Below are 14642 nucleotides of genomic sequence, written 5' to 3'. Positions count from 1 at the left end.
GGAGGTGCCGTCATGACGGTCATGGAGCAGCGGGGCGCTTACCGGCCGACCCCGCCGCCCGCCTGGCAGCCGCGCACGGATCCCGCGCCGCTGCTGCCCGACGCGGAGCCGTACCGCGTCCTCGGCACCGAGGCGGCCGCCGAGGCCGACCCCGAGCTGCTGCGGACGCTGTACGCCCAGCTGGTGAAGGGCCGCCGCTACAACGCCCAGGCCACCGCCCTCACCAAGCAGGGCCGTCTCGCGGTCTACCCCTCCACCACCGGTCAGGAGGCCTGCGAGGTCGCCGCCGCGCTCGTGCTGAAGGAGCAGGACTGGCTCTTCCCCAGCTACCGCGACACCCTCGCCGTGGTCGCCCGCGGGGTGGACCCGGTCCAGGCACTCACTCTCCTGCGCGGCGACTGGCACACCGGCTACGACCCCCGCGAACACCGGGTCGCCCCCCTGTGCACCCCGCTCGCCACCCAGTTGCCGCACGCCGTCGGCCTCGCGCACGCCGCCCGCCTCAAGGGCGACGACGTGGTCGCGCTGGCCATGGTCGGTGACGGCGGCACCAGCGAGGGCGACTTCCACGAGGCGCTGAACTTCGCCGCCGTCTGGCAGGCCCCGGTGGTCTTCTTCGTGCAGAACAACGGCTTCGCGATCTCCGTCCCGCTCGCCAAGCAGACCGCGGCCCCGTCGCTGGCCCACAAGGCCGTCGGCTACGGCATGCCCGGCCGCCTGGTCGACGGCAACGACGCCGCCGCCGTGCACGAGGTGCTCTCCGACGCCGTGCGCCACGCCCGGGCGGGCGGCGGCCCCACGCTCGTCGAGGCGATCACCTACCGCGTCGACGCCCACACCAACGCCGACGACGCCACCCGCTACCGCGGCGACGCCGAGGTCGAGACCTGGCGCGAGCACGACCCGATCCGGCTGCTGGAGCGCGAGCTGACCGAGCGCGGCCTGCTCGACGAGGCCGGCATCGAGGCCGCCCGCCAGGACGCCGAGACCATGGCCGCCGCCCTGCGCGAGCAGATGAACCAGGACCCGGTCCTCGACCCGATGGACCTGTTCGGCCACCTCTACGCCGAGCCCACGCCCCAGTTGCTGGAGCAGCGGGACCAGCTGCGGGCCGAGCTGGAGGCCGAGGCCGAGCCGGAGGAGGGCACGCACCGATGACCACCGTCGCCGTCAAGCCGGCCACCATGGCGCAGGCCCTCACGCGCGCGCTGCGCGACGCCATGGCCGCCGACCCCGCCGTGCACGTCATGGGCGAGGACGTCGGCACCCTCGGCGGTGTCTTCCGCGTCACCGACGGACTCGCCAAGGAGTTCGGCGAGGACCGCTGCACCGACACCCCGCTCGCCGAGGCCGGCATCCTCGGCACCGCCGTCGGCATGGCCATGTACGGCCTGAGGCCGGTGGTGGAGATGCAGTTCGACGCGTTCGCCTACCCGGCGTTCGAACAGCTCGTCTCGCACGTGGCGAAGATGCGCAACCGCACCCGCGGCGCGATGCCCCTGCCGATCACCATCCGCGTCCCCTACGGCGGCGGCATCGGCGGCGTCGAGCACCACAGCGACTCCTCCGAGGCGTACTACACGGCGACTCCCGGGCTCCATGTCGTCACCCCCGCCACCGTCGCCGACGCCTACGGGCTGCTGCGCGCGTCCATCGCCTCCGACGACCCGGTCGTCTTCCTGGAGCCGAAGCGGCTGTACTGGTCGAAGGACTCCTGGAACCCCGAGGAGCCGGCGCCCGTCGAGCCGATCGGGCGCGCGGTGGTGCGGCGCCCCGGCCGCAGCGCCACGCTCATCACCTACGGGCCGTCCGTGCCCGTCTGCATGGAGGCCGCCGAGGCGGCCCGGGCCGAGGGCTGGGACCTCGAGGTCGTCGATCTGCGCTCCCTGGTGCCGTTCGACGACGAGACGGTGTGCGCCTCGGTGCGGCGGACGGGACGCGCGGTCGTCGTCCACGAGTCGAGCTCCTACGGCGGCCCGGGCGGGGAGATCGCCTCCCGGGTCACCGAGCGCTGCTTCCACCACCTGGAGGCGCCGGTGCTGCGTGTGGCCGGGTTCGACGTGCCGTACCCGCCGCCGATGCTGGAGCGCCACCACCTGCCCGGTGTGGACCGGATCCTGGACGCCGTGGGGCGTCTTCAGTGGGAGGCCGAGAGCTGATGGCACAGGTGCTGGAGTTCAAGCTGCCCGACCTCGGTGAGGGGCTCACCGAGGCGGAGATCGTGCGCTGGCTGGTCGAGGTCGGTGACGTGGTGGCCATCGACCAGCCGGTCGTCGAGGTCGAGACGGCCAAGGCGATGGTCGAGGTGCCCTGCCCCTACGGCGGTGTGGTCACGGCCCGCTTCGGCGAGGAGGGCACGGAACTGCCCGTCGGCGCACCGCTGATCACGGTGGCCGTGGGGGAGCGGCCCGCCTCCGGCCCCGGGGACACCGGCGCTGAGGGGACCGGTCCCGAGGGCTCGGGCAACGTGCTGGTGGGCTACGGCACCTCCGAGGCACCCGCGCGGCGCCGCCGGGTCCGCCGGGACCCGCTCGTGCCCGGCACGCCCGCCGGCGCCGGACAGACCGGTGCCGCCGGTGCGGTGAACGGGCGGACCGGTGCCGCCGGGGCGGTCGGCGAACGGGCCGGAGCCGCCGCGACCGAGGTGAACCCGCACACCGCGTCCACCGCCCGGGCGGTGGGCACGCGGGCCGCGGGCCCGGTGCCGACGGGGGACCGGCCGGCCGGTGGTCCCGCCACGACGGCCGGCGGACGGGGCGGCGGCCTCGCCACGGAGGACGGCCCCGTCCCCGTGATCTCGCCCCTGGTGCGCCGCCTGGCGCGCCAGAACGGCCTGGACCTGCGCGAACTGACCGGGTCCGGCCCGGACGGGCTGATCCTGCGGGCGGACGTGGAGTACGCCCTGCGCGCCACCGGGCCGGGCCTGACCGCGGCGCCCCCGGCGGAGCCGCAGGCCTCCGCGCCCCCGCCCTCGGTGACCTCCTCCGCCGTGGCCCCGGGCGAGACGCGCACCCCGCTCAAGGGCATCCGGGGCGCCGTCGCCGACAAGCTGGCGCGCAGCCGTCGCGAGATCCCGGACGCCACCTGCTGGGTGGACGCCGACGCCACGGAGCTCATGCGGGCCCGCACGGCCATGAACGCGGCCGGCGGACCGAAGATCTCCCTCCTGGCCCTGCTCGCCCGGATCTGCACGGCCGCCCTCGCCCGCTTCCCCGAGCTCAACTCCACGGTGGACGCACAGGCCAGGGAGATCGTCCGGTTCGACCACGTGCACCTGGGCTTCGCGGCGCAGACCGAGAGGGGCCTCGTCGTCCCGGTCGTCCGGGACGCGCACGCGCGGGACGCCGAGGCGCTGACCGCGGAGTTCGCCCGGCTCACCGAGGCGGGCCGGACGGGCACCCTCACCCCCGGCGAACTCACCGGCGGCACCTTCACGTTGAACAACTACGGCGTCTTCGGTGTCGACGGGTCCACCCCGATCATCAACCACCCCGAGGCCGCCATGCTCGGCGTCGGCCGCATCGTCCCCAAGCCGTGGGTGCACGAGGGCGAGTTGGCGGTGCGGCAGGTCGTCCAGCTATCCCTCACCTTCGACCACCGGGTGTGCGACGGCGGTGTGGCGGGCGGGTTCCTGCGCTACGTGGCGGACTGCGTGGAACAGCCGGCGGTGCTGCTGCGGACGCTCTGATCCGGTCCGGCCGGCGGGCTTCGGCCGCGCCGCCGTGCGGACGCCCTGATTCCTGTCCGGCTCGCCGAGCGGGACCCGTGATCGTGTCGGTTCCCCCGCGTTCCCTGTGATCGCGGGGGCACGCATACTCGGGGGGTGACCGCCTACGAGCCCCCCGGTGAACCCGGCGCCGGCACCGGCCCCGCCCAGGAGGCGGACTCCGCCGGGTACGACGCCGTCGTGCTCGCCGGCGGTGCCGCCCGGCGCCTGGGCGGCACCGACAAACCCGGTGTGCGCGTGGGCGGGAGGGCCCTGCTCGACCGGGTGCTCGCCGCGTGCGGCGGTGCCCGGACCGCCGTCGTCGTCGCCGCGCCACGGCCGACCGCACGGCCCGTGACCTGGGCCCGGGAGGACCCGCCCGGGGGCGGGCCGCTCGCCGCGCTGGACGCCGGACTACGCCACACCACGGCCGAGCACGTCGTGGTGCTCTCCGCCGACCTGCCGTTCCTCGTCCAGCGGACCGTCGCCCGTCTGCTGGACGCGCTGCGGGCGAGCGGCTGCGACGGCGCGCTGCTGACCGACCCCGGCGGCCGCGACCAGCCGCTCGTGGCCGCCTACCGGGCGCCGCGCCTGCGCGAGGAGCTCGGGCGCCTCGCCGACCGGCACGGCGCCCTCGCCGGTCTTCCCCTGCGGCGTCTGACCGCCGAGCTGAACCTCACCCGCGTCTTCGACCCGGTCGCGTCCTTCGACTGCGACACCTGGGACGACATCGCCACCGCCAGGGCACGTATCAGGGAGCATGGGCACGTGTTGGATGAATGGATTTCCGCCGTCAAGGACGAACTGGGGATCGACCTCGATGTCGACACCCGCGGCCTGCTCGACCTCGCCCGCGACGCCGCCCACGGAGTGGCGCGGCCCGCGGCCCCGCTGACCACCTTCCTCGTCGGCTACGCGGCCGCGCAGGCCGGTGGTGGCCCCGAGGCGGTCGCCGAAGCCGCCCGCAAGGCCGCGGCCCTCGCCGTCCGCTGGGAGGAGGAGACCACCTCCGAGGCCCAGCCGTCCGGCAGCGCCCCGCAGGCCTCCCAGGGCGACGTGGCCCCCGACGCCACGCCCGACACCCGACCGGACGCCGGATGACCCCGCACGGCGCCCGTGCCGGAGAGGACGCCGAGGACCTCGACATCGAGGAGGTGCTCGCCCTCGTGAAGAACAGCAACCACCTGCCCGACCCGGCGGCGCGCGGCGGCACGGACGGTGCCCCCGCTCCCCACGGGCCGGGCTCCTCCGCCCGGCCCGACCCCCACCACCGCGCCACCCCCTGGCCCGAGGCACGCGCCCTCGCCGAACGCGCCGGCCGCGACGCCGCCCGGGCCGCCCGCCGTGCCCCCGTCTCCGCGCCCCTCGACACCGCCCTGGGCCTGACCCTGGCCGCCCCGCTCGACGCGCTCACCGACCTGCCCTCCTTCGACACCTCCGCGATGGACGGCTGGGCGGTCTGCGGCCCCGCCCCCTGGCACGTGCGGGACGAGGGCGTGCTCGCCGGGCACGCCGCGCCCCCGGCCCTGACCGACGGCGAGGCCGTCCGGATCGCCACCGGCGCCCGCATTCCCCCGGACGCCACCGCCGTCCTGCGCAGCGAGCACGGCCGCACCGACGACAAGGGCCGCCTCCACGCGACCAAGGACGTCATCCCCGGCCAGGACATCCGCCCGCGCGGCCAGGAGTGCCGCACCGGCGACCAGCTCCTCGCCGCCGGCACACTCGTCACCCCGGCCGTCCTCGGGCTGGCCGCGGCGGCCGGATACGACACCGTCACCGCCGTCCCCCGCGCCCGCGTCGAAGTCCTGGTGCTGGGCGACGAGTTGCTGACCCAGGGCCTGCCGCACGACGGGCTGATCCGGGACGCGCTCGGCCCGATGCTGCCGCCCTGGCTGCGGGCCCTCGGCGCCGAGGTCATCGCCGTCCGGCGCATCCGCGACGACGCCGACGCACTGCACCGGGCCCTCGGCGCCTCCGACGCCGACGTCATCCTCACCACCGGCGGCACCGCGGCGGGGCCCCTCGACCACGTCCACCCCACCCTGAGCCGGATCGGCGCCGAACTCCTCGTCGACGGCGTCAAGGTCCGCCCGGGCCACCCGATGCTGCTGGCCCGCATCACGCGGACCCAGCACCTCGTGGGCCTGCCCGGCAACCCGCTCGCCGCCGTCTCCGGCCTGCTGACGCTCGCCGAGCCACTGCTGCGGATCCTCGCGGCCCGCCCGGCCCCGGAGCCGTACACCCTCCCCTTGCGGGACGCGGTGCACGGGCACCCCCACGACACCCGGCTCGTCCCCGTCGTCCTGCGCGGCGACGAGGCCGTGCCCCTGCACTACAACGGCCCCGCCATGCTGCGCGGTATCGCGGCGGCCGACGCGCTGGCCGTCGTACAGCCGGGCGGCGCCCGCCCGGGTCAGGAGGCGGAACTGCTCGACCTGCCCTGGGCGTCCGGAGGAATCGGGGTGTGTTTCACGTGAAACTTCCGGGCCAGGACGCGATCGCCCGCCAGGCCGACGAGCATCTGGTGACCTATCGGGTGAAACTCCCGAGGAAAGTGGTGGAGCACCCGATCCGCCAGGTCGTCAAGCGGCTTTCCATGGCACTGCTGGTCCTCGTCGTGACCGCGGTGATCGTCTATGCCGACCGCGCCGGATACAACGACAACGCGGGCGGCGGCCTCAGTCTCCTCGACGCGTTCTACTACGCGACCGTCACGCTCTCCACCACCGGCTACGGTGACATCACCCCGGCCAGCGAAAGCGCCCGGCTCACGAACATTCTCGTCGTCACGCCCCTGCGCGTGCTGTTCCTGATCATCCTGGTCGGCACCACGCTCGAAGCCCTCACCGAACGCACCCGGGAGGAGTGGCGACTGACCCGCTGGAGGTCCACGTTGCGCGATCACACCGTCGTCATCGGGTTCGGCACGAAGGGCAGGTCGGCGATCCGGACCGTCTGCGCGACGGGTCTGAGAAAGGAGCAGGTCGTCGTGGTCGACCCCAGCTCCAAGGTCATCGACGCCGCGACCGCCGAGGGCTACGCCGGAATCGTCGGGGACGCGACCCGCAGCGAGGTGCTGAAGCAGGCCGAGGTGCACCGGGCGCGTCAGATCATCATCGCGACCCAGCGCGACGACACCGCGGTCCTGGTGGCGCTGACGGCCCGCCAGCTCAACCGCGGGGCGAAGATCGTGGCCACGGTCCGGGAAGAGGAGAACGCGCCGCTGCTCAAGCAGTCGGGCGCCGACGCGGTGGTCACCAGCGCCAGTGCCGCCGGCCGGCTGCTCGGCCTGTCCGTGCTCAGCCCGTCGGCCGGCATGGTGATGGAGGACCTCATCCAGCAGGGCAGCGGCCTCGACATCGTCGAACGGCCGGTCGTCAAGGCCGAGGTGGGCAAGACCCCGCGGGAGGTCGCCGACCTGGTGGTGAGCGTCATACGCGGTCACCGGGTGCTCGGGTACGACGATCCGTCCGTCGGGCGGCTGGAGTTGACCGACCGGCTCATCACGATCGTCCGCAAGACCCCGGCCACCCAGGTCGCCCCGGACATCCGCCCGATGCCCCCGATGCCCCGCAACACCTGACGAACCGAGCGAACGGCCGGCCGCCCCGCACCCCTGAGGTGCGCGACGGCCGGCCGCGGGGCCGGGAGCCGTGGGCCCGGGAGCGTGGGCTCGGGAGCCGTGGTCCGGGAGGCGGGGCCCGGGAGCCGTGGTCCGGGCGGCGTGGGCTACTTACGGTTGTACAGCCGCATCGTGACCGGCCCGAAGACCAGCACGAACAGCGCTGCCCAGCCCAGCGACCAGGCGACCTCGTCGGCCGGCCAGTCGCCGCCCATCAGCCCGCGCACCGCCGAGGCCAGATGCGTGATGGGGCTGTTGTTCACGAACGCCTGGAGCCAGCCCGGCATGGTCTTCGGGTCCACGAACACGTTGGACAGGAACGTGAGCGGGAAGATCACCATCATGCTGACGCCCATCACCGACTTCTCGGTGCGCAGCATCAGCCCGAACATCGTCCAGATCCACGAGAAGGCGAACGAGAAGGCCACCAGCAGGGCGATCCCGGCGAGCACACCGGCGACCCCGCCGTCCGGCCGGTAGCCCAGGACGATGCCGACGGTGAGCATCACGACCGACGCGATCGTGTACCGCAGGGCGTCACCGAGCAGATAGCCGACCATCGTCGAGGGCCGCCAGATCGGCAGGCTGCGGAACCGGTCGAACACGCCCTTCTCGATGTCGGTGTTCACGGAGACACCCGTGTACATCGTGATCATCACGACCGACATGACGAGGATGCCCGGCAGCAGGAACTGGATGTACTCCTTCGGCGAGCCGGCCAGCGCCCCGCCGAACAGGTACGTGTACATCAGCACCATCATGATCGGGAACGCCGTGACGTCGAAGAGCTGCTCCGGCACGTGCTTGATCTTGAGGATCGCCCGCCAGCCGAAGGTCATCGACGCCGACCACGCGCTGGGCCGCGGTGGACGTTCCTTCGAGACGAGCAGCGCGGCGAGGGATTCGGCGCTGACCGGGGCGAGGTCCTTGCTCTCGGTGGTCGTCGCGGTGCTCATGCCGCCACCTCGTCCTTCGGGTCGTCGGAGTGCTCGGCGGAGTCGTGCGTGTCGTGGCCGGTGAGGGCGAGGAACACCTCGTCCAGGCTGGGCTGGCCCAGGGAGAAGTTGTCGACGGTGATCCCGGCGCGGGCCAGCTCGTTCAGGGCGCGGGCGGCCTGCTCGGCGGCGGAGTCGTCGCTCGCCGCCGTACCGAGGCGGGCGGTGAGGGCCACCGGGTCGGGCTCCGGTTGCACCCGCGCGCCGAGGGCGCGGTGCAGCAGCTCGGCCGCGAGGTCGCGCTGCTCGGGATCGCGCAGGCGCAGATGGACGGATCCGGCGCCGACGGACGACTTCAGCTCGCCCTTGGTGCCCTCGGCGATCACCTTGCCGCGGTCGATGACGGCGATCCGGGACGCCAGCTGGTCGGCCTCGTCCAGGTACTGCGTGGTCAGCAGCACGGTGGTGCCCTGGGCGACGACGGCCCGCACGATGTCCCAGACCTGGTTGCGGCTGCGCGGGTCAAGGCCGGTCGTCGGCTCGTCCAGGAACAGCAGGTCCGGGGTGTTGAGGATGGACGCGGCGATGTCGATACGGCGCCGCATGCCGCCCGAGTAGTGCTTGACCTGCTTCGAGGCGGCCTCCGTGAGTCCGAAGGCCTCCAGGAGCTGGGCGGCGCGGGTGCGGGCGGCCTTCTTGTGGTGGCCGAGCAGCCGGCCCAGCAGGACCAGGTTCTCGGTGCCGGTGAGGTCCTCGTCCACCGACGCGTACTGGCCGGTGAGGCTCACCCGGCCGCGCACCTCGTCCGCCTCGCGGACGATGTCGTGCCCGAAGACATGCGCTTCACCGCCGTCCGGCCGCAGGAGCGTGGCGAGCATCTTCACGGTGGTGGTCTTGCCGGCGCCGTTCGGGCCGAGGACGCCGTAGACCGTGCCCGCGGGCACGGCCAGGTCGACTCCGTCGACGGCCCTCGTCTCACCGAACGTCTTCACCAGGCCCGCGGTCTCGATCGCCAGGCCGGACAACTGCGTGCTCATGCTTCGGGTCCTTCCGCGTGCTTGGGCTACGCATGGGGAGACCTTCACGGTCGCGCAAACTCATCGGTGGCGCACACGGGTTTTCGGCGGAACCGGTCCAACGGCGTAGGCGCGGAGGACCTCGGGACGGAGCGGACTCGGTCCCGGGACCGACGGGTACGGTCCCTTCCATGCATGCGATCACGATTCCCGAACCTGGTGGGCCCGAGGCGCTGGTCTGGGACGAGGTCCCGGACCCCGTACCCGGCGAGGGCGAGGTCCTGGTCGAGGTGGCGGCCGGTGCCGTCAACCGGGCCGACATCCTGCAACGGCAGGGCTTCTACGAACCGCCGCCCGGCGCGTCCCCCTACCCCGGCCTGGAGTGCTCCGGGCGCATCGCCGCGACCGGCACCGGCGTCTCCGGCTGGAACGTGGGCGACGAGGTGTGCGCGCTGCTCTCCGGCGGCGGTTACGCCGAGAAGGTGACCGTGCCGGCCGGGCAGCTGCTGCCCGTCCCCGAGGGGGTGGGTCTGACGCAGGCCGCGGCGCTGCCCGAGGTGGCCTGCACCGTCTGGTCCAACGTCTTCATGGTCGCCCACCTGCGCCCCGGCGAGACGCTCCTCGTGCACGGCGGCTCCAGCGGCATCGGCACGATGGCCATCCAGCTGGCCAAGGCCGTCGGTGCGCGGGTGGCCGTGACGGCGGGTACGGAGGAGAAGCTCCGGCGGTGCGCCGAGCTGGGCGCCGACATCCTGGTCAACTACCGCGAGCAGGACTTCGTCGAGGAGGTCAGGAAGGCGACGGACGGTGCCGGTGCCGACGTCATCCTCGACAACATGGGCGCCAAGTACCTGGAGCGCAACGTCAGGGTCCTCGCCGTCAACGGCCGGCTCGCGATCATCGGCATGCAGGGCGGTGTGAAGGGCGAGCTCAACATCGGCGCCCTGCTGGCCAAGCGCGCCGCGATCAGCGCGACGTCCCTGCGGGCCCGGCCCCTGGAGGAGAAGGCGGCCATCGTCGCGGCCGTACGCGAACACGTCTGGCCGCTGTTCGCCGGCGGCCACCTGCGCCCGGTCGTCGACCGCGAGCTGCCGATGCGGGAGGCCGCCGCCGCACACCGGGTCGTGGAGGAGAGCGGCCACATCGGCAAGGTCCTGCTGGTCACCGGCCCCCAGGAGGCCTGACCTTCGCACCGCCGGGCCGGACCCGGTTCGATCCGGGCCCGGCCCGGCGGCGGGCGAGGCGGAGCCGCGGCCCCGGCCGGCTGTCCCTACACCCGCCGCAGCCGCAGTGCCACGAACGCCAGGGCCAGGCCCAGGCCGATCAGCACCAGCCCGCTGCCCAGGGGCAGGATGCGCAGGACCGGGCCGGCGGGGCGTTCGGCGGTCGCGGCCTCTCGTACCGGCTGCTCCGCCGGGGCCGACGGCGGCGGGGCGAGGTCCAGGGGTGCCTCGGGAAGGGGTGTGGCGTCGGCGAGGCCCGGCCTCAGCCCTGCGTCCTCGAGGCGTCCCGGACGCGCCCGGCCCTCCCCGGCCCTGCTGCCCGCCCGCGAGGGCTCACCGGGCGCGGAGGGAGCCGCCAGGGCCGCCGTGGCCGACGAGTCCGCCCGGGGCGACGGGACCGGCGAAGCCGCCCGCTCCGAAGAGACCGCCCGGGCCGATGACGTCGCCCGGGCCGGGGGGCCCGAGGAAGCGGCCCGGTCCGACGGCGGCGGTGAGGCCGCCGGGGTCGTCGGGCCCGACGGGCCCGACGAAGTGGCCGGGCCCGATGAAGCCGCCGGGGCCGGCGGGAGAGTCGGCGCCGCCCGGGCGGACAGCATGGCCCCGGCCGAGGGGCGGGGCAGCGACGGCCCGGCCGTGACGGCCCCGGGCACTCCCGCCCGTCGCGCCTCCCGCTCCTGCGTGAGGAAGGCCCCGTGGGACGGGACGGCCCCGTGGGACGGGACGGATCCGTAGGGTGAGACGACCGCGCCGGCCCCTAGGGCGAGCGTCAGTCCCGCCGCCCGCAGTGCGCGTAGCCATGGAGTCACGTGGGTGACCCCTTCCCGCCGCGCCCGCTAGGGCAGAAACGGCAAGTTCGGTCATATCGAGGCAATCAGCCTCACACCGCTCCGAAAGTGCGGCACTCGGGACTCGGCCGACCGGTGGAATCGCTGCACAATCCCGTTATGTCGATACGTCACGGGCTGCTGGCGCTCCTGGCGGCCGGACCCCGCTACGGCTCCCGGCTGCGCACCGACTTCGAAACCCGCACCGGCGGGACCTGGCCGCTGAACATCGGACAGGTCTACACGACACTGGGCCGCCTGGAACGGGACGGCATGGTCGCCCGGGACGACGTCGACGCGGCCGGACGGACGCTGTACGCGCTCACCGGGGCCGGCCGGGCCGAGCTGCGCGCCTGGTACGACCGCCCGGTGGTCCGGACCGGTCCGCCGCGCGACGAGCTGGCGATCAAACTCGTGATGGCGCTCGGCGCGGACGGCGTCGACGTACGGGAGGTCGTCGAGGCTCAGCGCCGGCACGTGACGCGGGCGCTGCACGACCACGTGCGGCAGCGGGCAAAGGCCCTGGCCCGGGCGGCGGAACACCCCGAGGATTTGGCCCGGTTGCTGGTCCTCGAGCAGCTCGTCTTCCACGCGGAGGCCGAGGTCCGCTGGCTGGACCACTGCGAGGCCCGGCTGCTCCGTCTCACCCACGAGGAGGAACCGCCCCGGCGGGAGCAACCCGAAGCCTGACGAACTCGTCTCCTCCGTCGTGGTGGATCAGCCTCGGGTGGGGGCACCACGGAGGTGAGGTGCAGGCGTGCGAGAGAATGGCGGCATGGAGATGCCGAGGAACGAAAGGTCGCCGGAGAACCCGCAGATCCTGGTCGTGGGCCAGGACGGCATGGCGCTCGGGGGCGGCAGCGCAGACGAGGACTCCCGCGAGACCCCGGTCACGGAGCAGGTGGAGCAGCCCGCGAAGGTCATGCGGATCGGCAGCATGATCAAGCAGCTGCTGGAGGAAGTGCGCGCGGCTCCTCTGGACGAGGCGAGCCGGGTCCGGCTCAAGGACATCCACGCCAGCTCGGTGAAGGAGCTGGAGGACGGTCTGGCGCCCGAGCTGGTCGAGGAGCTGGAGCGGCTCTCCCTGCCCTTCACGGACGAGGGGACCCCCAGCGACGCGGAGCTGCGCATCGCACAGGCCCAGCTCGTCGGCTGGCTGGAGGGGCTCTTCCACGGGATCCAGACGACGCTGTTCGCCCAGCAGATGGCGGCCCGCGCCCAGCTGGAGCAGATGCGCCGGGCCCTCCCGCCGGGCGTCGGCGACGGCCTCGACGAGCAGCACCCGGGCGGCCGGTCCGGCGGCCCCTACCTGTAGACGCCCACCGGCCTCGAAGACCACAGGGCCCGGCGGCCGAAGCCGCCGGGCCCTCGCGCGTCGGGTGAGGTCAGGAGGGCGGGTTGCCCGTCGAGACGCTGAGCTCGATCTCGGGCATCTCCTTCGGGTCGACGTCCGTGTCGGCGGACGGGAACTGGTTCATCACCGTGCCGTCGCCGTAGGTGTTCTCGTCGACCTTCTTCTCGTTCACTTCCCAGCCCGCCGCCTGGAGACAGGCCTTGACGGACTTGATGTTCTTGAACTTGAAGTCCGGGATCTGGATCTTGTCGGGGTCGTTGTAGGACTCCCGCGGCTCCGTGCACTCCTCGGTCTCGATCGTCTTCGAGGTGTCCGGGCCGCGGTAGCCGGGCTTCTTCTCCGCGGAGGCCGAGGCACTCGCGCCGCCGCCACCGCCCTTGTCGTCGTCACCGCCGCCGTTCATCAGCAGCGCCGTGACCAGGCCGCCGACCGCGACGAAGGACACGATGACCGCGCCGATGATCACCGGTTTGTTGGTCCGGCCGCCACCGGAGGAGGCCGGGGCGTTCTGCGGGGTCAGGTTGTACGGCGGCGGCGTCGACGGGCCGGGCTGCGGGGAGTAGGCGGCCGGGGACGGCGTCTGGTAGCCGCCCTGCTGCGGATAGCCGTACGCCGGGGACGGACCCGTCGGGGCGGGCGTGCCGTACGGGTTCGGGGGCGGGGTCGGCTGGTACGGCGTCTGGACCTGGCCCGAGGGGGCCGGGGTCGCCTGGTCGACCGGCGGGAACACGGCCGAGCCGACACCCGCGCCGCTCTGCGCCTGCGTGCCCGGGACGATGCTCGGCGGCGCGGTCCGGACGGATGCCGCCACGCGCAGGCACTCGTCGCGCATGGCCTCGGCGCTCGGGAAGCGCTCGTTGGGGTTCTTCTTCAGCGCCCGGGCGATCAGCGCGTCCACGGCCGGGGGCAGCGAGCGGTTGATCGAGGACGCGACCGGCGGCTCCTCCTGGACGTGCGCGTAGGCGATGGCCAGCGGCGAGTCGGCGTCGAACGGCAGCCGCCCGGTGACGAGCTGGAACAGCATGATGCCGACCGAGTACAGGTCGGAGCGGGCGTCCACACCGCGGCCGAGGGCCTGCTCGGGCGAGAGGTACTGCGGGGTGCCGACGACCATGCCGGTCTGCGTCATCGACGTCACACCCGACTGCATGGCCCGGGCGATGCCGAAGTCCATGACCTTGACCACGCCCCGCTTGGTCATCATCACGTTGCCCGGCTTGATGTCGCGGTGGACCAGGCCCATCTCGTGGCTGATCTCCAGCGCGGCCAGCACGTCCGCGGTGATCTTCAGGGCCTTGTCGGCGGGCATCGCGCCCTGCTGCCGCACGTCCTCGTCGAGGACCGAGCCCAGCGGACGGCCCTCGACGTACTCCATGACGATGTAGGGGGTCGTCAGGCCGTCGAGGGTGTCCTCGCCGGTGTCGAAGACGGAGACGATGTTGGTGTGCGTGAGCTTGGCCACGGACTGGGCCTCACGGCGGAACCGCTCACGGAAGGCCTGTTCCCGCCCGAGCTCCGTGTGCAGTGTCTTGATGGCGACCTGACGGTCGAGCACGCTGTCGTACGCGAGGTGCACCGAGGCCATGCCGCCCTGGCCGAGGAGGTCGCGCAGCTGATAGCGGCCACTGGCGAGCGCCCGCCCCGAGTACTGGCCCTGTGCGCCGTCCTGGCTCATGTTCCGTGTCCCCCGTAGCGCCTGCGGGCGCCGCCGACCGCCGCTGATTCGTCGTTGATCCAAACCGTCATTCCCGGCCAAGTCTGCCCCAGGGCACCGACACGTCAAGCTCGGTGCCCGTTCCGTGACCGTACGCGAAAGAAGCGTCGCGGAAGCGTTACAGCGGGCGTACGGCCGGAACACAGAATTTGCACGACAGTACGGAGTGAAGGTTTCATGGCCGGTCCGTCTCGTGCCGGTCCGGGCACCCCTTCCCGGACCGGAGGCTTGCGCGGAGGCTGTAG

At 73.5% G+C, this 14642-nt stretch carries 13 protein-coding genes; 9 read left to right on the top strand and 4 right to left on the bottom strand.

Going from position 1 to position 14642, the window contains the following annotated elements:
- Window positions 1–12 precede the first annotated feature (12 nt).
- From pdhA to AB0I06_RS26775, 6 genes are all read left to right on the top strand, one after another.
- Window positions 13–1158, top strand: coding sequence for a pyruvate dehydrogenase (acetyl-transferring) E1 component subunit alpha (pdhA, locus tag AB0I06_RS26800; protein ID WP_363121391.1), 1146 nt, complete (start codon window positions 13–15; stop codon window positions 1156–1158).
- Window positions 1155–2159 carry an alpha-ketoacid dehydrogenase subunit beta gene (locus AB0I06_RS26795; protein WP_363121390.1) on the top strand — a complete coding sequence of 335 codons (1005 nt, stop codon included), beginning with the start codon at window positions 1155–1157 and terminating at the stop codon, window positions 2157–2159. Before pdhA ends, AB0I06_RS26795 begins: the two co-directional genes overlap by 4 nt.
- Window positions 2159–3688, top strand: coding sequence for a dihydrolipoamide acetyltransferase family protein (locus tag AB0I06_RS26790; RefSeq protein WP_363121389.1), 1530 nt, complete (start codon window positions 2159–2161; stop codon window positions 3686–3688). The genes AB0I06_RS26795 and AB0I06_RS26790 overlap by 1 nt, the downstream gene beginning before the upstream one ends.
- A gap of 135 nt (window positions 3689–3823) precedes the next feature.
- Window positions 3824–4807, top strand: a complete 984-nt coding sequence (locus AB0I06_RS26785; RefSeq protein ID WP_363121388.1) for an NTP transferase domain-containing protein — start codon at window positions 3824–3826, stop codon at window positions 4805–4807.
- The gene (locus AB0I06_RS26780) at window positions 4804–6186 is read left to right on the top strand and encodes a molybdopterin molybdotransferase MoeA (protein ID WP_363121387.1); all 1383 of its coding nucleotides are present in this window, start codon (window positions 4804–4806) and stop codon (window positions 6184–6186) included. Before AB0I06_RS26785 ends, AB0I06_RS26780 begins: the two co-directional genes overlap by 4 nt.
- Window positions 6183–7292 (top strand): potassium channel family protein, encoded by a 1110-nt coding sequence (locus tag AB0I06_RS26775; protein ID WP_363121386.1) that lies wholly within the window; start codon window positions 6183–6185, stop codon window positions 7290–7292. Before AB0I06_RS26780 ends, AB0I06_RS26775 begins: the two co-directional genes overlap by 4 nt.
- Window positions 7293–7438: 146 nt before the next feature.
- Here the strand turns inward: AB0I06_RS26775 and AB0I06_RS26770 are convergent, their stop codons facing one another.
- Window positions 7439–8287 (bottom strand): ABC transporter permease, encoded by an 849-nt coding sequence (locus AB0I06_RS26770; protein ID WP_363121385.1) that lies wholly within the window; start codon window positions 8285–8287, stop codon window positions 7439–7441.
- Window positions 8284–9303: an ATP-binding cassette domain-containing protein gene (locus tag AB0I06_RS26765; RefSeq protein ID WP_363121384.1), complete on the bottom strand. Its 1020-nt coding sequence runs from the start codon at window positions 9301–9303 to the stop codon at window positions 8284–8286. Before AB0I06_RS26765 ends, AB0I06_RS26770 begins: the two co-directional genes overlap by 4 nt.
- A gap of 170 nt (window positions 9304–9473) precedes the next feature.
- Here AB0I06_RS26765 and AB0I06_RS26760 point away from each other — a divergent pair, with 170 nt between their 5' ends.
- A complete protein-coding gene (locus tag AB0I06_RS26760) occupies window positions 9474–10466 on the top strand; it encodes an NAD(P)H-quinone oxidoreductase (protein ID WP_363121383.1) in 993 nt (330 codons plus the stop codon).
- An 86-nt stretch (window positions 10467–10552) separates the two neighbouring features.
- On the opposite strand, the gene AB0I06_RS26755 is transcribed toward AB0I06_RS26760, so the two are convergent.
- Window positions 10553–11311, bottom strand: a complete 759-nt coding sequence (locus AB0I06_RS26755; protein ID WP_363121382.1) for a hypothetical protein — start codon at window positions 11309–11311, stop codon at window positions 10553–10555.
- 138 nt (window positions 11312–11449) lie between these two features.
- Between AB0I06_RS26755 and AB0I06_RS26750 the strand changes: the two genes are divergently transcribed.
- Both AB0I06_RS26750 and AB0I06_RS26745 read left to right on the top strand, forming a co-directional pair.
- Window positions 11450–12019, top strand: coding sequence for a PadR family transcriptional regulator (locus AB0I06_RS26750; protein WP_363121381.1), 570 nt, complete (start codon window positions 11450–11452; stop codon window positions 12017–12019).
- Between the two features lie 85 nt (window positions 12020–12104).
- Entirely contained in the window at window positions 12105–12644 is a 540-nt protein-coding gene (locus AB0I06_RS26745) for a bacterial proteasome activator family protein (protein WP_363121380.1), read from the top strand.
- A 70-nt stretch (window positions 12645–12714) separates the two neighbouring features.
- On the opposite strand, the gene AB0I06_RS26740 is transcribed toward AB0I06_RS26745, so the two are convergent.
- The gene (locus AB0I06_RS26740; protein ID WP_363121379.1) at window positions 12715–14358 is read right to left on the bottom strand and encodes a protein kinase; all 1644 of its coding nucleotides are present in this window, start codon (window positions 14356–14358) and stop codon (window positions 12715–12717) included.
- Window positions 14359–14642: the final 284 nt, after the last annotated feature.

Origin of the sequence: Streptomyces sp. NPDC050674 (genome assembly GCF_040654575.1) — a bacterium.
GTDB lineage: Bacteria > Actinomycetota > Actinomycetes > Streptomycetales > Streptomycetaceae > Streptomyces.
The sequence above is the reverse complement of the archived record's forward strand: the minus strand, read 5'-3'. Positions and strand labels throughout refer to the sequence as shown.